Here is a 23,365-nt window from a genome sequence, read left to right on the forward strand (position 1 = left end):
AATTGACCGCTATTTTTATTTCGTCAAGTAAAACAGCAAAAGAAAATAATAAGAAATAAAATGAGAGTGAGAAAAGCATCAATGTTGATGAAAATTTTAACTCCTCACTCCGTACTCAAAACTCCACACTCAGTAGATGGATATTTTAAGAATAGCAACCGCAGGCTCGGTTGATGATGGAAAAAGTACATTAATTGGACGTTTATTATACGAAACAAAGTCAATTACTCGTGATAAAATCGAGGCTCTTGAAGCGGCTTCAAAAAGAAAAGGTCTTGACTTTTTAGACCTTTCGTTGCTAACCGATGGCCTTATTGCCGAACGAGAGCAAGGAATTACGATTGATGTAGCCCACATTTATTTCTCGACACCAAAGCGTAAGTATATTATTGCCGATACCCCTGGCCACTTTGAATATACTCGTAACATGGTAACGGGGGCATCCAACACCAAAGTATCTATGATTTTGGTAGATGCTCGCAATGGTGTATTAGAACAAACCTACCGCCACTTCTTTATTGCGTCGATGTTGCGTATTCCGAAAGTAGTAGTTTGTATCAACAAAATGGACTTGGTGGGTTATAGCGAAGAGCGTTTTAACGAAATCAAAACAAGTGTTGAAGCTTTGGCAGCCAACGTGTCGTTTGAAGGTCAAGAAATCACCTTTATTCCTATGTCGTCGTTGTATGGCCAAAATCTATCAACTCAGTCGGAGGAAATGCCTTGGTACAAAGGACTTCCTTTATTGGCCGAATTAGAGCAGTTTCATCCCGAAACAGCCGTTGGGGCATCACAATCGGCTCGTTTTCCTGTACAGTTTGTGGTACGTCCTAAAACAGAGGAGTTCCATGATTATAGAGGCTATGCAGGTAAAATTACCAGTGGTTCTTTTGCCGTTGGAGATACCATTACGGTATTGCCAACTGGACAAACTTCTAAGATAGCTACTATCGAAAAATTTACAGAAAAACTACAAAGTGCAGGCCCTAAAGAATCGGTTGTGATTACGTTAGAAACAGATGTTGATGTTTCTCGTGGTAATATGTTGGTAAAAGCAGATAACCAACCTCCACAACTGAAAGAGATTACTGCCAAAATTTGTTGGTTAGACACACAGGCTTTGACTTCTGGCAAAAATTATATTTTGCAACATGGCATCAACGATTCTAAAGCAAAGGTTATTAGCCTAAACAAAAAATTTGATGTCGTAAATCACGATACCATTACTGATTTCAGTGAATTGAAGTTGAACGAAATGGCTGAGGTAACTATCAAAACAGCCAAACCAATTTTTGCTGATAAATACGAAGATAACCCCGCCAATGGTGCATTTATCTTAGTAGATGAGTTTTCACACTCAACTGTTGGGGTTGGGTTTGTGTTGTAATCCATATCCCAAATTTAGTGAATGGTGATTGAGTCATTATTTCTGAATATGATTCTTACCAGTAGAGACGCAATACTTTACGGCTAAAGATATGTAATGCTGACATTTGCCATACAAAAGGCGTTCGAAATTAGTTTTTCGAACGCCTTTTGGTATGAATAGCTCCTACATTTCTTTTATTTGGGCAATTTATAAGCCTTTTCAATGTTCACTTGACTACCTTATGAATCCCAACAAACACAAATAGGGTATTGGGGTGTAGTAGTATTGGTACTATTCTAGCCTATTCCTACAGGCGAAACAATTGAAATATCGCGAGGAATAATCGTATAGTTGAGTCCTTGCTTATCTATTCGCAACGCCATAGAATCTTCTATTTTAAGAAAATTAAATTTATAATTCCCTACAACAGACACTATATCATTGGTATTGTTTTTAGCAATAATCGCCATAGTGGTTTTGTCCAGCAAGTTTCCATTGACTTTTAATTTTAGATAATATGTACCATCATTTTGCAGGTTTTGCACTGTAACAAATCCACCTTTTGCAATACCAAAATCTGAGCTATTGCCATTGCTATCAACAATTTCGTAGTCTATATCAGTATTATTATTCCAGTCTACAAAAAGCTGTAACCCCCAATTGGTATCAATAGCCTTAATCAGAAGTGAGCCCAGCCCTGAGGCAATCATTATATCATCATTTTTGATTTCGGTAATTTTCAGACTCAAGAGTAGATTTTGTCCAGTGGTAGGGCGAGTATCCAATAAGTCAACAGATACAAAGGTTTCTGTTGAACCCGCTGCAATAACCACTTTTTCATGATTGGTATGAAGTCTATAATACGGGTTAGTCGATGAGCTTGCTAAATACAAGACAACATCCTCATTAATAGGCTTCTCAAGTTTAACTTTCACCTTTATATTATTGGCTTCATGAATATCTAATGTTGCAAGCTCAAATCCTACTAAAGCTTTGGCATCATAAATCCCAAACTCAAATGAATTATTAGTGCCTACTTGGAGGTTACTACCCAATGTTTTAAATGTGACTGTTACATTTTCTGTACCAGATTCAAATACCAAATCCTTGATAATTTTTAGTTTAATCTCTCCCTTCAAATCGCCAGCCTTGATTATAAGAGGAGTTGGCGTAATAAGTTGATAATCTTGTCCAAGTATCGCCGAGCCATTAAAACTAAAATCAATCTTTTCATTTTGGGTAGACGGTTTACTCAGTATTACACTAATACTTATTGTATCGCTTTTACTTTCTTGGTAAATATGTTGGGGGGAAACTAAAAACTGAACACGAGGAGCTTCGGGCGAAACCTCAACTTCGTTTTTGCAGCCCCAAATAAGCAATAGGATAGAGAATAGCACACTAATTTGTTTCATTTTCTTGGTTGTGTTTAAAGATTAAAACTTGAATTTACCTTGTTAGTTTACAGCCAAAAATCATTGGCTGTAGTATCGTATGATACTATAAATAGGTTAGAGGTTGGAAATAAGCATCAGAAAAGGATAAGTGTAGGCTAAACCATGATAAGCGGTCGACAATAAAAAAGGCTGGGCTATCTTATTGATAGCAACCAGCCTTTAAGAAATATATAAATAAACTCAAGTTACGCCATTGGAGTACAAAGCTCTATCAGAAAACCCTCTAAATCTCGTACATAAGCTACTGTTTGTCCCCAAGGTTTTTGTTTGGGAGCAGCCACTAATATGCCACCCGCTTGGATAGCCTGTTCTAGCAAGTTTTCTACATTTTCGGTAGCAAAGCCTATCTCAATGGCAAATGGTTTTGTAGAAAGACTGCTTTCTTGAAAGCCTTCGGGTAAATTGCTTGATGCTAATTCTTTATGAGCAAAAGATAGCGTTGTTTCGCCTGTAATCAACTCGGCATAAGTGCTATCGGGGCTGATAAACTTGAGGCTAAACTGAAAAGCTTTTTCATAAAATGCTACAGACTTTTCTACATCCGAAACATACAAAATGGTATAAGCAAACTTAATCATACTAAATAGGTTTTTGAGGATTAATATATACTATTCGATTCCTAATAAAATTTCGGTTACATTTTCGGCTGAAGTAAGGTCAACCCAGTGAATATATACCTCTCTTATCTGGTTTGTAGGTTTTTCACCTTTGGCAAAAAGCTCATTGAATAACTCTTTGTACACGGGGTCTATATTACTAAAATCGCCATAGTGTACATGAGCTAAAGCCTTAAAGCCTTCACGTGTTTCGGACAAATAATGTTCAGGCACAGCCACATCGATATTGTTGATAGGCAAGGCTATTTCAAGTGTAAAAGGCTTTGTGGTATCGCCAGAGGCATTCCAATAAATAAACTCCAAAGGGCCCTGAGGCTCTAAACCTGCCTGAGCAGCAACCGTATACAGAGGTTCTACTTCACGCATAGCAATGGTGTTTACATGAGGCAGTGTAGTTTCGGTACTATAAATTAGGTACTTCTGTGCAGGGATTTGTTTCGTTGTCATAATTGATTGTGAAGTTTAAAGTATTTCAAAAGCGTTTTTTGCTGCTTTAATATTGATTACTTCACAAAGTAAATACTGCTTAGTGACAAGGGTATGTCAGTAGTGTTTTGAATTATACCGAAATATTTAAAACTTTTTCTTGGTGAATTCTCCCCCAATGTCTGATTTCTTTGACAATGGGATATAGGGTTTCGCCATATTCGGTGAGGGAATATTCTACCCGAGGGGGTACTTCTGGATATACGGTTCTGTTCAAAATACCATCGGCTGCTAGCTCGTCCAATTGCTTTGCTAGCATTCGCTCGCTAATAGTAGGCAATGCTCGTTTCATTTCGCCAAAGCGGTTGATGCCTTTTTTGATAAGTACTATCAAGGTGGTTTTGCATTTGCCTTTCAGTACTTTCATAAATACATCGGAAGGGCAATCAGACTCGACATAGTTTTTTTCCATATATAAAAAAATTAAGTGCTTGATTATCAAGAAAACTGCACTTTTTGTAAGTAGCTAAACAGCTTGTAACTGCTTGACTTTCAATGTTTTTTTGTGGATGTTTACAGCATAAATATACTTATATTTTAACAAAACAAATACAAAACCATGAGTCAAACATTTCAAGCTTTGGTTATTTCTGAAAATTCAGACAAACAATATATCCGTGAAATCAAAACAAAACACCTCGACGAACTCCCCTCGGGTGAAGTTTTGGTACAAGTACATTATTCTACCTTAAACTATAAAGATGCTTTGTCGTCGATAGGCAACAAAGGTGTTACCCGTAATTATCCACATACTCCTGGTATAGATGCTTCGGGCGTGGTAGTTGAAAGTACAGACACAAGATTCTCGGTGGGGCAACAAGTCATCGTTACCAGTTATGATTTGGGGATGAATACATCAGGTGCTTTGGCCGCATATATTCGTGTTCCTGCCAAATGGGTTATTGCTTTACCTTCGGGACTGAGTCTGGCCGAGGCCATGATTTTAGGTACAGCGGGGCTTACAGCAGGTTTGTGTATCGACGCATTATTAAAATATGGCCTAAGTCCCGAAAAAGGTAAAGTTATCGTTACAGGTTCTACGGGCGGAGTGGGTATTTTATCGGTAGCTATTTTAGCAAAGCTTGGTTTTGAGGTAGTGGCAGTCACGGGTAAGCCCGAAGCCACCGACTTGCTAAAACGCCTTGGAGCTAGCGAAATAGTAGGCCGAGAAGGCTTGAATGATACATCTGGCCGCCCGATGCTAAAATCTGTTTACGCAGGTGCTGTAGATACTGTAGGAGGTAATATTTTGGCAACCATTCTTAAATCTTTGCAATATGGCGGAGCTGTGGCAGCTTGTGGCTTGGTGGCGTCTCCAGATTTGCCTACTTCGGTATTTCCATTTATTCTTCGTAGCAATGCCCTACTGGGTATCGATTCGGCCGAATGCCCTATGGCAAAACGCTTAGCAATATGGCAACACTTAGCCAGCGATTGGAAACTCGACAACCTTGATTTGATTAGCCATCAGGTTGGCTTAGAGGATGTTCCAGCTAAGTTAGACCTGATGCTAGCAGGAAAAGCCTTTGGAAAAACCCTAGTGAAGATAATTCAATAAAATAGGATAATACCATTAAATCCCCTTCTATTAATCCATAGATTTTTCTTCTAGAAACACTAAAAAGATAGAAGAAAAATCTATGGTTTTTTGTTGATTTTTTCGTGTTCTAAAAAGCCTTGATAATTGACTTTTTGATAAAATGGCTTCAATACTTTATCCACAATATAGGACAACTCACCTCTTGTAATTGTACCATCGGAAGGAAGATGTACCTTGTGTTTTGGGGATATGTGGATAAATACAGACGTCAATTGTGGATAACTCAGTGGACAACTCATTTCCGACTCCGTAAATGTGGGTAACTTTAGTTTGGGATAGTAAGGTTTTAGCCCCTTTAAGAAATCTTTTAACAGAATAGTGGAGTCGGGATAAAACCATGTTTCATTAGACCACTTGTTGTTTTTACCTTCACCTTTCAAGATACCTGTAGCACCTATTTTTTGGATTGCTCTAAAATAAGGATGCTCTGGTGAGACATCAATATAAGGCATCAGATAGGCTTTGTTGTTGACTAGGATATTTTGTACTTTTCTAACAGGCACTTTGTCTGGGGAAACATTATTTTGTACCGCAAGGCTTGCCAATACACCAGCGGCTTGCCCTATTTCCATCACAACAGGTTGCAAACGAGATGTACCATTAACGAGGTTTGAAACAGAGATAGATTTTTCGGCAACAATAAGGTTATGCACATTTTCGGGGAGAAGGCTTCCTAGCGGAATATTAAAGGACGGTACTGGAACAAAGTACAAGTCTGGGGCTTGGGGATTTTTGCCATGGTGTTGGTCTATGGGATAATCGCCTACTGCAATGCCAGTTCTATAAAGAGGTTCGGGCTGTTCGAAGGGTTTTTCGAGATGGTTCATATTGATACGAGCAAGCCCTTTAATTCTACGGCTTTCACGATGATAAGGAATCATAGGAAGTGAATCTATCGTATCGAAAATATCTGCCAGCCCAAGTGTATTCCAGCCTAATTCGGTTTGCATAAAATACACAAAGTTTCGGGTATGTTCTTTGGCCTTGTCAATGGCTTGTTTACGTTGTTCGGCATTCATTTCTATCATATTCACATAAAAATCATTGCCATTAATAGGCCAATTAATCATGTAGAGGTTGTTTTGGAGCTTGCCGTAGGTTTTCATTTTTTCGCAATCCCAAAGCCTAGGCATTTGTTTGTCGGGGCATAATTTTTCGCAAGCACAAATAAAATCTTCTTTTCTGTAAGTTGCTGAAGGGCTTATTGGTTTTTGAGGCTGGTGATAATCTTTTAACACTGCCACATAAGTCAAATCTTGGATAATATCATTCGCTTGCTTAGGGGCAACTCTCTCGTGATACGTACTTTGAGCATCCATTCCTAAATCATACTTAGTACCTAAGAGGGCTGCAACATCGCCTAATTCGGTAGCATCGATAATTATTTTTGCTTGAATAGTACCCAAAACCTTTCCTTTTAAAGAAACCACCCATGTATTATTCTGCCAGATTATTTGGGAGTATTGGGTATGTAAAAGAACCTTTAAATTAGACTCCTTGCTACACATATCCAAAAGAATTTTTTGTCCAATTTGAGGCTCAAACATTACTTGGCTCACCCAGCCCGTTTGAAGAGCCGAGGCTGTGCCATAGTGCTTGATAAGTGCAGTTCTGAATTCAGCCCACAAGCCACTTGCTAAATGATGGTTGCCGTCTATTGCACTAACACCCGCCGAAGTAAGCATACCACCGAGCCATGTTTTTTCCTCGATAATAGTGGTTTTGACTCCTAAACGTGCCGCCTGTATACCTGCCATTACACCACTAGCACCGCCACCAATAACAAGTACATCGGTTTTTATTTGTGAAAACCCGACGATTGGGATAAGATATATAAAAAGCTGAATAATCTTTTTCATAGATTTTGAAGTAAAAAACACTAAGTCAGTTAGGTTTCAAAAACCCTGAATATTGCTAATGGTTTATTATAACACTACTCAATGAGTTTTTTTTTGATTTCAACATAGTCGTACAAACACTTTGTGGTTAGTACTCCCCTTGAACCTAGTCCTAAAGTAATAAAAAAACAAAGGCCATGTAGAGGGTTCTACATGGCCTTTTGAGAAGTCATTAGCGATGATTACAAATCAACTGCGCATCCATAAGCTGCTTCGGTTGCTCCTTTGATAGCCTCCGAAATAGTTGGGTGAGGGTGAACAGATGTCATGATTTCATGAGCAGTAGTTTCCAAACGGCGAGCTACTACAACTTCGGCAATCATTTCTGTTACGTTGTATCCAATCATGTGAGCACCCAAGAACTCGCCATATTTTGCATCAAAAATAACTTTAACGAAACCATCTCTTGCTCCAGCGGCCGTAGCTTTACCTGAAGCCACAAAAGGGAATTTACCTACTTTAATATCGTAGCCAGCCTCTTTTGCTTTTTTCTCTGTAAGGCCTACCGATGCAATTTCAGGAGAACAATAAGTACAACCAGGAATATTGCTATAATCTAAAGGTTCTACATGATGGCCTGCAATTTTTTCTACGCAAATAATACCTTCTGCCGATGCTACGTGAGCCAACGCTGGGCCAGGAGTAACGTCACCAATTGCATAATAACCAGGGATATTGGTTTCGTACCATTGGTTTACTAAGATTTTGCCTTTGTCAGTAATAATGCCAACGTCTTCTAAGCCAACATTTTCGAGATTTGCAATAACACCCGCTGCCGAAAGCACGATGTCGCTATCGATAGTGATATTGCCAGAAGGCGTTTTTACTGATACCTTACAGCCTTCGCCACTGGTATCAACCGACTCTACAGACGAATTAGTGTGAACATCAATACCTAATTTTTTGTATTGTTTAGCCAATTCTTTTGATACGTCCTCATCTTCTACAGGAACGATATTGGGCATAAATTCTACAATAGTAACTTTTGTACCCATTGCAGCATAAACATACGCAAATTCAACACCAATAGCTCCCGAACCAATTACCACCAACGATTTAGGTTGTTTTTCTAAAGACATGGCTTTGCGGTAGTCAATTACTTTTACACCGTCGATTGGGATATTAGGCAATGCTCTTGCTCTAGCACCAGTTGCAACCATGATATTCTTGGCATCATAAACCGTTACAGCGCCATCGGCACCCGTAACTTCTACTTTTTTGCCCGGCTTTACTTTACCGTTACCCATGATTACGTCAATCTTATTCTTTTTCATCAAGAATTGAACACCTTTGCTCATGGAATCGGCAACGCCACGAGAACGCTTAATTACAGCACCGAAATCTGCACTAGCCTCAGATACCGAAATACCGTAATCAGCGGCGTGTTTGATGTATTCAAAAACCTGTGCTGACTTTAATAGGGCTTTAGTAGGAATACAGCCCCAGTTCAAGCAAATACCGCCTAAAGATTCACGTTCAACTATTGCACATTTCAATCCCAACTGTGAAGCACGAATTGCTGCTACGTATCCGCCTGGTCCTGAGCCAATCACTATTAAATCATAAGTTGTTGCCATTTTGTTCTATTTTAAAGGGAAAAGTACAATTTGGGTACAAATATAGTTATAAGCCGTCAACTGCTAAGGAATTAGGAGGAAGTTTTTGGTAGAAGAATACAAGGAATTACCGAAAACTTGCTAATAGACACATAGTCGGTTGGTTTTCTTGAAAAACCGCCATAAATACCAATACCCGAAGCTATTAGTACCATAAATATCTCAAAGTACCCAGTTGGCTTGCTCAATCGATGGGCTTATAAGTATCTGAAGAATCGATAAACCAAAAATTGGTGTCTATTTACTTCTGAAAACCATCAATAACTTAATTATTTTGTTGTTGGGTATTGTTTAACGCAAAATAAGTCGGTCAAACTTGTCGACAAACTCCTTTTTTTGGATTCTACTAAGCGAAAAACAAGCATTATCTATTTCAACGTAGTCGTCTTTAATATTGATTTTTTGTACAAAAAATAAGTTGATGATAACATTCCGATTGATTTTTTCAAAGTTGTTTCCTTTCAACAAATTTTCATAATGCTTCAACGAACCATAGGTAGCATATTTGGTTTCACGGGTTTTGATATACACCATGTGCCCTATCGACTCTAAATATAAAATAGAGCTAATACTGATTTTGTGTAAGTAATCGCCTTGTTTTATCATGATAAAATCGGTGGTAGGGGGCGAAACATCATTTATACGATGATGCTGAAGTAAATCATCGAGAATAGCCCGAATCGAGAAAGTATTCATGGGCTTGCTTAAACAGAACTTTCGGCAATCTATACGTTTGTATTCCTCATAATACTCGTCTGACAGATACGAGCTATTCAGAATAACAGAAGCCGTTGGATTCCGAATCGACGCTAATAGGTCTATTCCTGTAATATCGGACGACACATGAATATCTATAAAAAACAATTGATATTCTTTTTCCTTGATAGCCTGTAAAAAAGACTTGGGCGAATTTACATAAGTAGGCTCTATCATAGGATAGTGCTGTAGTATTAACTCTATATCCAGTTGGTCACTAATGGTATCTTCTAGTACTAAACAAGATAGTGGATTCATAAATTAAGGCTTTAATACTTTGGCGAAACTGTACACTCGCACAAGCATATATCATGAGCAAGATTTATTCTATTGAGCATTTTAAACTTACGGCAAGAGTTTACTTTTAAAATAAAGCGGTGCATTACGTCCTCAAATACACCATATACAATTATGTTTTAGGGGTTAATTATACGAGTACAGCTTTACTCAGGAATAACTAATTTGGTATGATATATTTCACCTACCTTTTCATTGGTTAATTCAATAGACTGCTTCTTCAAGATAGCCTTCAATACACTTAGCCCCATTTTCAGCCCTTGTAGCTCTGGTTGTGGTTCCGTTTCTGAGTGCATAAAATTTTGGCAATCGATCGTTAATAAATGAGTATTTCGACTCAACCGAATCTGAATACTACTTCCAGATTTGGCATATTCGATTGTATTAAAAATAATATTCCGCATTACAATCACAAAAAGCCGCTCGTCTACTTTTCCGATAAATACCGCTGGCTCTATCACAAAGGTAAGTCTTCTGAAATCAATATCATTGCTATACGAACGAATAATCCTATTAATTAATACAACAAGGTCTACGTTCTGAGGCACAACAGTTTCATTTTTGTTAGAAGACTGAATCCACAAAATCAAGTTATCGACCAGCCACAAAAGGCTTTCGCTACGGTGTTTTGATTCTGCACCTAGTTGTAGAAGCCGCTCGTGTTCATTTCGTCGAATCAAGAGATTAAGCTTGTCTGTTAGGTTATTAAAACTAATAATTGGATGCCGGACATCGTGTACAAGTAACTTGAGAAGGTCGTCACGAAACTGAATATTTTCTTGCAAGCGAACAGTCTGTCTATCTACTAAGGCTTTTAGCTTGAGGTTACGCAAACGATAATTATACGCATATAACTGAACCACCCCCCAAACACCTAGGACAAGCCCCCCTCCTACCAATACCCAGAAGTACCACCGAAAATAAATAGGATACTCTCGATTAATTTCGATTGATTTGATACTGCTTTGCGAAAAGTTGTTACATGCTACTACTTTGACATAAACGGTAGTTTTGCCATAAGGCAGGTTTTCTAGCCTCAGTTCTTCTTCCAAAAAAGGAGTCCATTCCAACTGATTGGCCTGAGTGGTATAATAAAACCGCTTGTCGCAATCGTACTGATAATCGTTGTAGGCTACTTCTATTTTCAAAGTATTTTCGTTAGTTTTCAAAAAAATACGAGGTGTACTAATTTGGGTTTGTACCTGACTCAACACTTGATTGCTGAATATAGCTACTTTTTTTAGTAAAATATTGCCTTCTTGATGCTGGCTTGGAAAGGCTACAGGGTTAATGACATTTAGGCCATTGATACCCCCAAAATACAACACTCCTTGCTCGTCTTGATAATGAGCCAAGGTATTGCACTCGTTGTTGGTGAGGCCATCGAGTTCTGTATATATTTTCAGAAGGTTACCTTGGTTATCAAAATGCCAGATCCCTTGTTCGGTGCTTGCCCAATAGCCGTTTTGAGTAGCGTAGCACGACAGAAATTTGACGTTGGCAAAAGTCTTGTCTCGAATAAATGGTGTGATTTGCCCCGTTGAAGTATCTAATAACAAAATCCCTTCTTCGGTAGCAAGGCACAGCCTGGTTGGGTTACCTACAACAAATGTATTGATAAAATATGTTGCTTTTTTTTGCTCTTTGGGGTACTCTATCTCAGTTATTTTGTCAAGGCTATCCAATACATACAAACCCGAGCTAGAGGCTATGTATACTTGATTCTTCGTTTTATAAAAATCATAGACCGTCGATTCTTGAAGTGCTTTAGGAATATTTTTTTTCCTAAAATCTACTCTTTGGGTTGCTTTATGGTAGTGTCCTATTCCCTTTTTTTCTAAACCTAACAAAAAACCATCTTGGTAATTTTCCATTGCCCAAATACGGGTTTCGTAATTAGAATAATAGATTTGATTTTTACGAGTTTTTAGATTGGTACTGCCTAGCAATTGTTCACCAAACCAGATATTACCTTGCTCGTCTGGCAAGATAGAAAGAACAAAATCAACTGAGGCTTCTGGCCTGAGCGGAGGCAATACCACACTTTTGCCCGTAGTCAAATCTAGGAGTTGCCTAGAGCGATTGGTATTGACTACCAGATGTGTTTTATCTATTTTCAAAATAGAACGACACGAATAATTTTCCTCAACAGCCTCTATATTCGGATTGTACAAGTACGTTTGAATTTGTCCTTTTTGTACCCTTATAATAGAAAAGCCATTATCTGTACTCAAAAACAAATTACCATGGCCATCGGCAAGTAAATGATGAATCGCATTGGCAAAATTGTGTTCGTATTTTACCTGAAGGTTTTCGTTCAAAAACTGGATTTTGTTATTGTGGTACAGCACAATCGTTTTGTGCTTTGGCTCGTAGGTGATACCTGTCAGGTAAAAAAAGGTTTGATTAATATTTCCTTGCATACGGGTATTCGTTCCTAGCTTCACCAATTCCATGCTTTTCTTTTGATGAGCATCGTATCGAAGATATAAGGCATAAAACTCGTGTCCAACCTCAAGTACCGACTGGCAAAGACGATTACTCAGGCTTTCTTCGTAAAGTATCTTGCCAGCGTAGTCTATCACCACAATCTTTTTATCTAGCGATATATCTGTTACTTCACAAAAAACAATTCTATTATTCTGTGCATATAATACCTTAATCGGAGCATTGCTATATTTGAGCTTGCGTACCATACGGTTTTTTTGGGCAGAATAGGTATATATTTCGCCTTGTTGTGTACCAATTACAAGCTGGCGACGCTCGTCGGAGCGTATTGATTCGATATTAATGCTATATGGTAATTTTTGTTCGGCAGGAATAAACTGGTGGTTAGGCAAAAAAACAAAAGTATGGCGTATACCAAATGGATAAAACCATTCAAAACTTTCAGAAATCCAGTAATTGCCGAGGTCGTCTTCATAAATAGTATTAAGCCCTTTGGTAGAATACGAATCTGGGAAAGATACCGTTTTGAAGTTTCCATTCTCAAAAAAAGCCAAATCATTGGCACTCAGAATTATCTTGCGTCCATGCGAATCAATAAAGGACGTATTGATATGCCTATGCCCAATTCCAGAAGCAAGTCCATAATGTTTTGACGACAAAAAATATTGTCCCTGAGCAATAATACTATATAATAAACAACCAATCAAAAGCCCTATTCTACAATACATTCAGTAATTATTTAAGAAAAATAGATTCTTCCACTAATTTCTCGGATTTATTTGTCTAGTTCAAATACAGCATACGTGTATGTCTCATTTGTTGAGCGGTATTGTCCACAAAGCGAAATCAATAGCTTGTAAAAATTGATTTGTAGTTTGGCCAATATCAGCAAACTTTGAAACGATGGCGAGCTGTACCAATACGCCATTGTTTGTGCAAAAGTGGTACACTTTTCGTTTTTTCAAAATTACTCACCTCTTTTCGGCCAAGTACCTTTTTATCAATTACATTTGGCCACGATACCACTGGTATTCAGTAATACTTTCTGTGGCCTACACCGAAAAAGTTGTAATTGAGCCATCACACTAGTAATGATAAGCGAAGTGGATTATAAGCAGTAAAGAAAGTATACTTATTATTAATAATAGATGAGGGTATCACTAATGGGCGTTTTGATTGAATAAATAGGCATTTTCTTTGTATAGAAATATAATTTCTATACAATCATGAAGCCATACAAGGAAATTTCTTAGACAAACAACCCTAAATATAACATTGTGAATAATCTAAGGAATAGCAATATTGGTATGGGAATTACCTTAAAATACCCCTAAAAATGATTGGGAGGAGTCTTGATACGTTTTAATTATAAATAAATTACAGACACCTGTTTTATTGTAACTAATAAATAATTAATTTTACTATACTGTGATTTCTCTAAATCCAAACACTTGATTGTCCCTTGAAAAATTTTGTAAGCCTTTCCTTTTTGTGCTTGTTGCTATACAATATGTTTAGCACAGGGATTGTGCTGTTGTGTTTTGACAAGACTTATCGTGAAGCTACGCCCATTTCACAAAATGACGAATGGATAGAAATCAAAATGCCTATTGCCTTGCCTTACAGCAATGACTTTGTAAACCCAGCCGCTCATCAAGGACTCATCGAATATCAAGGCAAATATTATAACATCGTAGAACAGCATTATTCAAATGATACCCTTGTTACTAGAATCAAAACGAACCATTCTGCCAAACACAAACTCCAGTCTATTGCAGATGAACTAGGCTCTCAGTTTGCAGAACAAAACTCTGGTAAAGATTCACCTCTGAAAAAGGCATTAGACTTCTGTAAGTCTTTGTCTGGCAACTATATTCCAACAACGGATTTGTCTGTCTCGGCATATCCATGGATATACCTATCTACCTTAAAAAACCAGTTCTACTATCATCAACCTGCTACTCAACTTTTTATTATGTCTATTTTTACCCCTCCCGAAGTATCATAGTTTTTCTTACTGATTTTTTTCTATAGTACCAATGCTCGTAAAATAACAAGTGGCCAATAGACTCTCTCATTATCAGTCTATTAACCGCCTATTGTTGATTTACTCTGCCTCTTATTACTATAGGCTAGTGTTGCTATTTTTTTAGCAGCCCGATTTTATATGTCTTAATCAAAGAATTAGCTATGGCACATATTACACTACCCAATCCAAATTTGCCAGGAATTAGTGGTTTGTTAGACTACAACAAAACTACAGCACAGCCCCTTTTGCATTTAGCAGAAACCCTATTACGTAGCGACTCGACCCTGACAAGTGGCGAGCGAGAGCTCATTGCTGCACATGTTTCGTACCTAAATAATTGTCACTTTTGCCATTCGTCGCACGCAGCGGCGGCCGTAGCTCATTTAGGCTGCGACATTAGTTTGATGGATGATATTAAACGCAATTTTGCCGAAACAACCATTTCGCCCAAACTTAGGGCTTTGCTAGACATTGCGGCCAAGGTACAAAGAGGAGGAAAACACGTATTGCCAGAGGATATTGAAAAAGCCCGCCAACACGATGCAACCGACCGTGAAATTCATGATACCGTTTTGATTGCGGCAGCATTCTGTATGTTTAATCGCTATGTAGATGGCCTAGGTACTTGGGCACCACAAGACAACGAAGCGTATTTGGAAATGGGTCAGAAAATGGCTTTTCTCGGTTACAATCGTCCTAGATAAACTTTTTCTTACAAACTCTTTTTGGGCATAACTGTATCACAACAGTTGATGAGAAACCCTTTGTCCAAAGGGTTTTGAACTCTGGCTTTTAGGCAGAGGTAAGGTAATCGTGCAGCATCAGTTTGAATTATAAGATTAAATCATTCAGCACACCTTCCTATCTGTCGTTGTATTTTAATGAATCCCCAATCGTACTAATATAAGATTTTACTTACAATGCCTCATATTCCACTACCCGAGCATCTTCCTGGTATTACAGGACTTTTAGAATATAGCCAAACAACTGCTCAGCCTATTCGCGAGCTAACCCAAATATTATTGCGTGGCGACAACACGCTAAGCCAAGGCGAACGAGAACTCATTGCAAGCATTGTTTCGCACCAAAACGAATGTAAATTCTGTACGTCGGCTCATACGGCAGCGGCAGATATTCTGTTGGGCAACACCCAAACCTGTGAAATGGTAAAACATAATTTAGCAGATGCTCCAGTAAGTCCAAAAATGAAAGCGTTGCTGCAAATTGCCAAAATGGTTCAAGTAAGTGGCAAAGCTGTTAGCCCACAGGCTATTGAAGAAGCCAAAAATCAAGGGGCAAGCGATGCCGAAATTCATGATACGGTTTTGATAGCAGCCCTATTCTGCCTTTATAATCGCTATGTCGATGGCATGGCCAGTGTAACCCCTCCTGTAGAGAGCGGCTTTTATCAGCAACTAGGCGAGCGAATTGTACATCATGGCTACAATCGCCTACCACAAGGCTACGACCATTTGAAAAAGTAAACTTCCAACATTTTATGCTCCATACCATGAACAACAAATACTTATATATATTCATCTTTTTTTTAGTCAAGATAACTGCCCTTGCCCAAACAGTAAGAGTAACAGGCAAAGTGACCGATGCCGAAACCCAAAAAGAGCTTTCGGGAGTATCAATTGCCGTTAAAGGTAAACTTAGCGGTACAAAAACCAACCAAGAGGGAGTTTTTAGCTTATTGACCAAAGGCCCCGCCACGATTGTTGTATCGATGATTGGTTTTGAAAGACAAGAATATCTTATTAAAGAATCTCAACATTTGGCCATAACCTTAGTACCAGCCTCTGCCGAGCTGAATCAAGTAGTTGTAACAGCCTCTAGGGTCGAAGAAAATATCCTTAGGTCGCCCGTTAGTATTGAAAAAATGGACATTAGGAATATCCAACAAACCCCTTCTGCCAACTACTATGACGGTTTGCTCAACCTCAAATCTTTGGATATGGTAACCAGTAGCCTTACCTATAAGCAAATCAATACTCGTGGGTTTAATAGTACTGGAAATGGGCGTTTTCTGCAATTGGTAGATGGTATCGACAACCAACCTGCGGGCTTGGGTTTTGCAATGGGCAATATGTTTGGCCCACACGATTTGGATGTTGAAAGTGCCGAGTTAATTGCAGGAGCGGCATCGGCATTATATGGGCCAATTGCTTTTAATGGAATGCTGAATACCAGAACCAAAAACCCTTTTGATTTTCAGGGGCTGAGTATCCAAACCAAAGTAGGTTTAAATCATATTGCTGATGGTACAGGCTTAGGGGCAAAACCAATGAGTGATTTGGCATTGAGATACGCCAAGGTTTTCAACAACAAATTTGCCTTCAAAATTAATGCTTCGTATCTCAGAGGTACAGATTGGTACGCCAATAATTATACCGACATCGACCCCAACACACCAGCCACCAGCCGTGGTGTAAATAACCCCGGAAGAAATGCTATTAATATTTATGGCGATGAAGTAGCTCAGACTTTACCTAATATTGGTCGAGTATCGAGAACGGGTTACGAAGAAAAAGATTTGGCCAATTATGGTGTGTATAATGTTAAACTCAACGGTGCATTACACTACCGTATCAGCGACAACCTTGAGGCCATATATCAGGCTAATTACAACCAAGGAACAGCCCAATACACAGGAAGTAACCGTTTCGTTATCAACGACTTTCAGTTTGTACAACATCGTTTAGAGCTAAAAGGAAGTAGCTTTTATATTCGTGCCTATTCCAACCAAGAAATTTCTACCAATTCTTATAATACACGCTCGTTGGGGCAGCAGATCAACCGTACTTGGGTAAAAGACCTCAGCGGCAATACCGTAACACCCGACAAAGCCGATGCTACGTGGTTTCAGCGTTATGCAGCAGCATTTAATGGCACTATCAATGGTATCACCGCCAAAGACCATACTGTAGCACGGGCTTTTGCCGATGAAGGAAGAATACTACCTGGTAGTACCCCATTTGAGCAAGCCAAAGAGAGGCTTATTCAAACAACAGGGCTTTCGGGAGCTGGCATTAAAAGTAATTGTAGCCTAAAGCATATTGAGGGAATGTACGATTTTAGCTCGGCCATTAAGCTATTCAATTTGCAAGTAGGTGGCAACTATCGTAAATTTTATTTAGATACTGAAGGAACACTTTTTGACGATAAAGGTAAAAACCTCACCAACGACGAGTTTGGCTTATTTGCTCAGGCTTCAAAAAGCATTTTGGACGACAAACTCAAAGTGACATTGTCGGGCAGATACGATAAAAACGAAAACTTTAAAGGTCAATTTACCCCAAGAGCCTCTGCGGTATTCTCTCCGACCGATAGACACCATTTTAGAGCTTCGTACCAAACGGGTTTTCGCAATCCTACTATTAGCGACCAATTCATTAAGTTGGATGTTGGCCCTATTCTTATTTTGGGAGGTGCTCCTGTCAATTCTCAGGGGATGAATGTTTATGAAAACTCTTTCACTGCAGCTTCGGTAAGTGCCTTTGGTAGTGGGTTTGGGGCAGACCTTCAGAAAGGAACGCCTTTTCCCAATGCTTTGGCCAACAATAAGGATAAGTTAGTAAAATCGAATGTACCTTATATCAAATCAGAGAAGGTACAAAGTGTTGAATTTGGCTACAAAGGGTTAATTACCCCAAAAGTACTTTTCGACATCAACTATTACTATAGCCAATACACCGATTTTATTATTAATTCGGTTGTAATTCGTCCTAATAGCCCTGTAACCCTTGCCAATGGCAGTATCAACCCCGATGCCGCCGCCGATATTCTGAATGGTAGAATTAAGGCGTTCCAGCTTTATACCAACGCTTCCGACAAGGTTTCTATTCAAGGTGTTGGTGCAGGACTTACTTTTGCCTTGCCAAAACATTATCAACTTAATGCCAATGCTACATGGATTGATTTTAATATTATGGATGCCAATCCCAACAATATTCCGGCCTTTAATACACCTACATGGAAAAGCAATGTGGTGTTGAGTAACCCCAAGCTAACCGAACGGTTGGGCTTTAGTGTGGCATGGCACTGGCAAACGGCCTTTGACTGGTATGGTACTTTTACAGAGCTTATTCCGGGGCGTGTAAGTGCCTATAATTTGTTGGATGCACAAGTAAGCTACAAAGTACCAAGCCTCAAAACAACTATCAAATTAGGAGCATCTAACCTCACCAATCAGTATGTGGTACAAGCCTATGGCTCGCCGTCGGTAGGAGGTTTATATTATGTAAGCTTAAATTTTGACGAACTTTTTAGATAAAAACCCTCATGAATCAGACTCGAATTATTGCTTCAAAAAAGGGATTATCGTTTGCTTTATGTATGCTGAGCTACCTATTGGGTGGCTCAGTATCGACGATGATGTCGGTTTACCTACCTATTGCACTACCCGACTTACTGCACAAAAACCTTTCAGAACATGACCTATCTGAAATAGGGGCTTATATCAATGCCATTTTTTTGTATGGATGGATGCTGGGCGGTTTGGTTATTGGTTTTGTCAGCGATAAAATCGGTAGAATCAGTACATTGGCAATGGCTACGGGGATTTGTGGGCTAGCCACAGTTCTTGTGGTATTTGTAGATAACTGGTACGTTTTATTAGCCTTGCGTTTTTTTGCAGGTATAGGAGTTGGCGGTATTTTACTTATTTCTACAGTATATATTGCCGAAATCTGGCCTGAAAAAACACGCCCTATCTTTTTGGGTATCTTGGCAGTTTCTTTTCCAATCGGAATTGTACTAACAGGCGGTATTACCCTCCTTTTTGCCAACTGGCATGATGCCTTTTGGATAGGCCTATTACCTGTATTATTGGCTATTTTGATATTCCTTTTATTGCCCGAATCGTTGGCTTGGCGGAATATTCAAAAAACAAAACGACCTATTCATCAGCCTGTTTTTACTCAGCACAACCGTGCCAATTTAGTCGTTGGTATCCTGATTTTTGGGTCTGTACTTATTGGACTTTGGGGTATATTCTCGTGGCTACCTACATGGGTACAAGGGCTGTTGGTAGATGGAGAAAAAGGTCAAAAAGAACGAGGTGCAGTTATGATGATACTCGGTATTGGTGGTATTGTAGGAGGCTTTTTGTCGGGTTTTCTTATCAAATCGTGGGGATTCAAAACTACCTTAATGCTTACTTTCTTGGGATGTAGTGGGGCTTGTATACTGCTATTTTTAACCAATACAGCCTTTAGTCCTATTATTTATGTTGAAACAGCCTTACTTTCTCTCTTTTTTGGGATTAGCCAAGGAACACTTTCAAGCTTTATTCCTGCCCTATTTCCTACCGAAATTCGAGGCAGTGCTTCGGGCTTATGTTTTAATATTGGTCGCTTTTTTACGGCTACGGCAGTTTTTTTTGTGGGCAATTTAGTGGCTATTCTAGGTGGTCTTAGCAACTCTCTACTGGTATTTTCTATTACGTTTATAGTAGCTTTTATGATTGTTTTACGAGGTAAAACACATTATACATCAGCATAGCTATTCAACAGGTAATCAAGTATTTATCACTAAAAAAATTACATTGGTTTTTCGATTTATAATTAGGGCTATACGAAGGATTTTATTTTATTGAGAAGCATTTTTATCATGAGTATTTTTGCAATTTTATTTTATAAACCTTCGTACAGTATTAATTTATAATAATGAATTGTATTAGTAGAAAACGAGCTTGTCGGATGTTATAGGCTCGTTTCTTTTCATTTTTTATCATTACTAAGCATCCTTTTTCAAACCTTTAACATACAACTTACTCATGGCCTATATCACTATTCCCGAAGAAACACAGCTACCCGGTATTAGGGGACTCATGGCATTTAGCCCACAAACAGCAAGACCGCTTAACGCATTAGCCGAGTTATTGCTTCGACATCCCGACAACACGCTGTCGCAAGGCGAGCGAGAGCTTATTGCTACTTATACCTCCTATCTCAACGATTGCCTTTTTTGTCAAAGTGTACATGGCTCGGCTGCCCAATGCTATTTGGACGACGATGGTACAATAATAAGTCAGGTAAAAAGGGATTTGTGGACTGCTCCTATTTCTGATAAAATGAAAGCCTTACTTTTAATCGCCCAAGCGGTTCAGAAAGGAGGCAAATATGTGACAGATGTGCAGATTCAGTTAGCCCATGAAAGCGGTGCTAGCGACCGTGAAATTCATGATACCGTTTTGATTGCGGCGGCATTCTGTATGTTTAATCGGTATGTCGATGGCTTGGGTACGTGGGCTCCTACTGCCCCCGAAGCCTATAAAGACCGAGGTGCTCGGATTAGAGACGAAGGCTATGCCAACTTCGACCCAATGGCCTATATTCAAGCTCAATAACCCTTTACCAACATGAAAAACGTTTTACTTTTACTTGGCTTTTTGGTACTTTTCCTTGCCGAAATACTCAAAGTATATTTTATTATGCCATTTCCTGGCAGTCAACAGATCAACAGTATCGATTTTGCCTATTTCTTACACAACCATATTTGGTACTTTCGTGGTCTTGGTATTGTTCTGACAATATGGCCTTTATTTGCTATTTTTCAACAAAAAGCCCTAATACCTAAGTGGATTGGCGGAGGTTTGCTGCTAGCATGGATAGTTGTTTTTTATTTATTTAATTTTCGTTTTTTGGCAGAAAAAATGTTTTATCAACCCAAAGTTCAAACCTTTACGACGGCCAAAAGCAACAAAATTGCACTCAATAAACTTATCGTGGGTGTTGTTATTAATAAGCAGGCTCGTGCTTACCCCATTCAACTTATTGGGTATCATCATCAGGTAGTAGATACTCTTGGTGGCGAGGTTATTATGGTAACATATTGTACGGTATGCCGTACAGGAAGGGTATATATGCCAAAAGTAAATAGTCAAAATGACCAATTCCGTTTGGTAGGGATGGACCATTTCAATGCTCTTTTTGAAGACCAATCTACTGGCTCGTGGTGGCAGCAAGCCACAGGTGAAGCCATTGCGGGGCCACAAAAAGGACAAACCTTACCTTCTATCGCTTCCGAGCAAATGACGTTGTCGGCTTGGCTCAAACAGTATCCTGATGCTACTATTATGCAACCCGACGAGCATTATAAAGAGGAATATGACCACCTACAAAAGTATGATCAAGGCAGAGGAAAAAGTACCCTTACCAAAAGAGACTCGCTTTCTTGGCAACCCAAATCGTGGGTTGTGGGTATCAAGCTTGACCAATATGCCAAGGCTTATGACTGGAATGTGCTGTTGAAAAAAAGAATTATACAGGATTCATTAGGTACGACATCGCTCATTGTTGTAATAGAAAAAGACAACAATAGCTTTCATGTATTTAAAAGCTATTCGCCAGAAGGTAAGTTACATTTGGTATTACAACAAAACCAACTTATTGATACAGAGTCAAATGCGATTTGGAGTTTGGAAGGAAGATGTATTGCAGGAAAATATGCGGGTACGTATTTACCTAAAATACAGGCATATCAAGAGTTTTGGCATTCTTGGCAAACCTTTCATCCACAAACTTTACAAGGCCAATAAACCACATGAGTCATCCCGAATGTTAGGTAATATTAAAAGAGCCTCCCTCGTTGTGTTTGCAGGGATTCGTAAGGTTGTCAAGTGAACATTGAAGAGGTTTATCATTTGCTCAAATGATAGAAAGTTAGGGAATATCCATATAAAAGGCGTTTGAAAAACTAATTTCAAACGCCTTTTGCATGTTAAATGACACATCTTTAGCCGAAAAGCGTTGCGTCCTTATTGGTGAAATCATATTCAAAAACAATCACCATTCACTAAATTCGGGATGACTTATCTTTATAATGCTTAAATTGATATTTAAGTTTTAGTACTTCTATCTAAATAACTAGTCTACCCAGTTTCGTAATGTACCAATATGCTCTATGGTAATGGCAATCTCGTCGCCCGGAGCTAGTGTAAATTCATTGGGAGGGACAATCCCAGTACCTGTCATCAAATAACACCCTTGTGGGAAAGTACACTCACGAAATAAATAGGCAACCAATTCGGTATGTTGGCGTTTCATTTGATTGATAGAGATCGTTCCTACAAAAACCTCCTCATTGGCTCTTTTAATGCTTAATGAAATTTGTGCATTAGGATTTATCACTGTTTCGGGAACGAATAAACAGGGGCCAATCGCCGCCGCACCATCATAAGACTTGGCCTGAGGAAGATACAAAGGATTTTCGCCCTCGATACTTCTCGAACTCATGTCATTTCCAACGGTATAACCCACTATTTTACCATGAGAGGTAATAAACAAGGTTAGCTCTGGCTCTGGCACATTCCAGCCAGAATCTTTTCTGATTCGTACCTTTTGGTCTGTACCTACAGTACGATAATAAGGTGCTTTGAAAAATAACTCAGGACGTTCGGCATCATATACTTTGTCGTAAAACGTACCGCCACCAGCATCTTTAGATTCCTCCATGCGGGCATTGCGACTACGCAAATAAGTAACACCCGAAGCCCAGATTTCTTGTGTACCAATAGGAGCTAATAAGTGATAATCTTGAAGAATATCTGACGAGCCAATGGCTTCATTGTTTTCGCAGAATGCCGACAAATAGCCAAATAGGTTATCATGATTCACGATAGTGTCCCAACTTTGCTCGTCGCCAAGATTAAAGATATTTCCTTGCGATTCTACCAAAATTCCTTTTGATGTATTATACAACTTCATTGCCTAGTGAGGTTATTAGTAGCCCTTTACTTGTATCACAAAGGGCTACTATGTTAGATAATTGAAATACTAGCATTGTTT

20 protein-coding genes are annotated in these 23,365 nt (G+C 38.9%); 9 read left to right on the forward strand and 11 right to left on the reverse strand.

Annotated elements, in window-relative coordinates; all coding sequences use genetic code 11:
* The first annotated feature begins 136 nt into the window (after positions 1 to 136).
* The gene (locus tag FLEMA_RS71100; RefSeq protein WP_044172319.1) at positions 137 to 1,387 is read left to right on the forward strand and encodes a sulfate adenylyltransferase subunit 1; all 1,251 of its coding nucleotides are present in this window, start codon (positions 137 to 139) and stop codon (positions 1,385 to 1,387) included.
* A gap of 278 nt (positions 1,388 to 1,665) precedes the next feature.
* Here FLEMA_RS71100 and FLEMA_RS0133405 read toward each other — a convergent pair whose 3' ends face one another.
* The 4 genes from FLEMA_RS0133405 to FLEMA_RS0133425 all read right to left on the reverse strand — a co-directional run bounded on the left by FLEMA_RS0133405 (position 1,666) and on the right by FLEMA_RS0133425 (position 4,341).
* Positions 1,666 to 2,784, reverse strand: a complete 1,119-nt coding sequence (locus tag FLEMA_RS0133405) for a Calx-beta domain-containing protein (RefSeq protein ID WP_026996454.1) — start codon at positions 2,782 to 2,784, stop codon at positions 1,666 to 1,668.
* A 227-nt stretch (positions 2,785 to 3,011) separates the two neighbouring features.
* A complete protein-coding gene (locus FLEMA_RS0133415) occupies positions 3,012 to 3,404 on the reverse strand; it encodes a VOC family protein (protein WP_026996455.1) in 393 nt (130 codons plus the stop codon).
* A 30-nt stretch (positions 3,405 to 3,434) separates the two neighbouring features.
* A complete protein-coding gene (locus FLEMA_RS0133420) occupies positions 3,435 to 3,890 on the reverse strand; it encodes a GyrI-like domain-containing protein (protein WP_026996456.1) in 456 nt (151 codons plus the stop codon).
* Positions 3,891 to 4,002: 112 nt separating this feature from the next.
* A complete protein-coding gene (locus FLEMA_RS0133425; RefSeq protein ID WP_026996457.1) occupies positions 4,003 to 4,341 on the reverse strand; it encodes a winged helix-turn-helix transcriptional regulator in 339 nt (112 codons plus the stop codon).
* A gap of 147 nt (positions 4,342 to 4,488) precedes the next feature.
* Here FLEMA_RS0133425 and FLEMA_RS71105 point away from each other — a divergent pair, with 147 nt between their 5' ends.
* Positions 4,489 to 5,487 (forward strand): YhdH/YhfP family quinone oxidoreductase, encoded by a 999-nt coding sequence (locus FLEMA_RS71105; RefSeq protein WP_044172324.1) that lies wholly within the window; start codon positions 4,489 to 4,491, stop codon positions 5,485 to 5,487.
* An 80-nt stretch (positions 5,488 to 5,567) separates the two neighbouring features.
* Here FLEMA_RS71105 and FLEMA_RS0133460 read toward each other — a convergent pair whose 3' ends face one another.
* From FLEMA_RS0133460 to FLEMA_RS76975, 6 genes are all read right to left on the reverse strand, one after another.
* Entirely contained in the window at positions 5,568 to 7,388 is a 1,821-nt protein-coding gene (locus FLEMA_RS0133460; RefSeq protein ID WP_026996460.1) for an FAD-dependent oxidoreductase, read from the reverse strand.
* A gap of 221 nt (positions 7,389 to 7,609) precedes the next feature.
* Positions 7,610 to 9,004, reverse strand: coding sequence for a dihydrolipoyl dehydrogenase (gene lpdA / locus FLEMA_RS0133470; RefSeq protein WP_026996461.1), 1,395 nt, complete (start codon positions 9,002 to 9,004; stop codon positions 7,610 to 7,612).
* Positions 9,005 to 9,075: 71 nt separating this feature from the next.
* A complete protein-coding gene (locus FLEMA_RS76970; protein WP_159102702.1) occupies positions 9,076 to 9,231 on the reverse strand; it encodes a hypothetical protein in 156 nt (51 codons plus the stop codon).
* A gap of 103 nt (positions 9,232 to 9,334) precedes the next feature.
* Entirely contained in the window at positions 9,335 to 10,057 is a 723-nt protein-coding gene (locus FLEMA_RS0133480; RefSeq protein WP_044172328.1) for a LytR/AlgR family response regulator transcription factor, read from the reverse strand.
* 185 nt (positions 10,058 to 10,242) lie between these two features.
* A complete protein-coding gene (locus FLEMA_RS0133495) occupies positions 10,243 to 13,272 on the reverse strand; it encodes a ligand-binding sensor domain-containing protein (RefSeq protein ID WP_026996463.1) in 3,030 nt (1,009 codons plus the stop codon).
* 47 nt (positions 13,273 to 13,319) lie between these two features.
* Positions 13,320 to 13,472, reverse strand: coding sequence for a hypothetical protein (locus FLEMA_RS76975; protein ID WP_159102703.1), 153 nt, complete (start codon positions 13,470 to 13,472; stop codon positions 13,320 to 13,322).
* A gap of 534 nt (positions 13,473 to 14,006) precedes the next feature.
* Here FLEMA_RS76975 and FLEMA_RS76200 point away from each other — a divergent pair.
* From FLEMA_RS76200 to FLEMA_RS71140, 7 genes are all read left to right on the forward strand, one after another.
* Positions 14,007 to 14,552 (forward strand): hypothetical protein, encoded by a 546-nt coding sequence (locus FLEMA_RS76200; RefSeq protein ID WP_144080125.1) that lies wholly within the window; start codon positions 14,007 to 14,009, stop codon positions 14,550 to 14,552.
* Positions 14,553 to 14,734: 182 nt separating this feature from the next.
* Positions 14,735 to 15,277: a carboxymuconolactone decarboxylase family protein gene (locus FLEMA_RS71115; RefSeq protein ID WP_044172331.1), complete on the forward strand. Its 543-nt coding sequence runs from the start codon at positions 14,735 to 14,737 to the stop codon at positions 15,275 to 15,277.
* Between the two features lie 216 nt (positions 15,278 to 15,493).
* A complete protein-coding gene (locus tag FLEMA_RS71120) occupies positions 15,494 to 16,057 on the forward strand; it encodes a carboxymuconolactone decarboxylase family protein (protein WP_044172334.1) in 564 nt (187 codons plus the stop codon).
* 26 nt (positions 16,058 to 16,083) lie between these two features.
* Complete coding sequence (locus FLEMA_RS71125; RefSeq protein ID WP_044172337.1) at positions 16,084 to 18,849, forward strand: TonB-dependent receptor; 2,766 nt, start codon at positions 16,084 to 16,086, stop codon at positions 18,847 to 18,849.
* Between the two features lie 8 nt (positions 18,850 to 18,857).
* Positions 18,858 to 20,078 carry an MFS transporter gene (locus tag FLEMA_RS71130; protein WP_044172340.1) on the forward strand — a complete coding sequence of 407 codons (1,221 nt, stop codon included), beginning with the start codon at positions 18,858 to 18,860 and terminating at the stop codon, positions 20,076 to 20,078.
* 274 nt (positions 20,079 to 20,352) lie between these two features.
* Positions 20,353 to 20,925: a carboxymuconolactone decarboxylase family protein gene (locus tag FLEMA_RS71135; RefSeq protein WP_044172343.1), complete on the forward strand. Its 573-nt coding sequence runs from the start codon at positions 20,353 to 20,355 to the stop codon at positions 20,923 to 20,925.
* Positions 20,926 to 20,937: 12 nt separating this feature from the next.
* Positions 20,938 to 22,116 carry a DUF3179 domain-containing (seleno)protein gene (locus FLEMA_RS71140; protein ID WP_044172345.1) on the forward strand — a complete coding sequence of 393 codons (1,179 nt, stop codon included), beginning with the start codon at positions 20,938 to 20,940 and terminating at the stop codon, positions 22,114 to 22,116.
* 328 nt (positions 22,117 to 22,444) lie between these two features.
* On the opposite strand, the gene FLEMA_RS0133740 is transcribed toward FLEMA_RS71140, so the two are convergent.
* Positions 22,445 to 23,284, reverse strand: coding sequence for a fumarylacetoacetate hydrolase family protein (locus tag FLEMA_RS0133740; protein ID WP_026997874.1), 840 nt, complete (start codon positions 23,282 to 23,284; stop codon positions 22,445 to 22,447).
* Positions 23,285 to 23,365: the final 81 nt, after the last annotated feature.

This window comes from Flectobacillus major DSM 103 (assembly GCF_000427405.1).
Taxonomy (GTDB): Bacteria; Bacteroidota; Bacteroidia; order Cytophagales; family Spirosomataceae; genus Flectobacillus; species Flectobacillus major.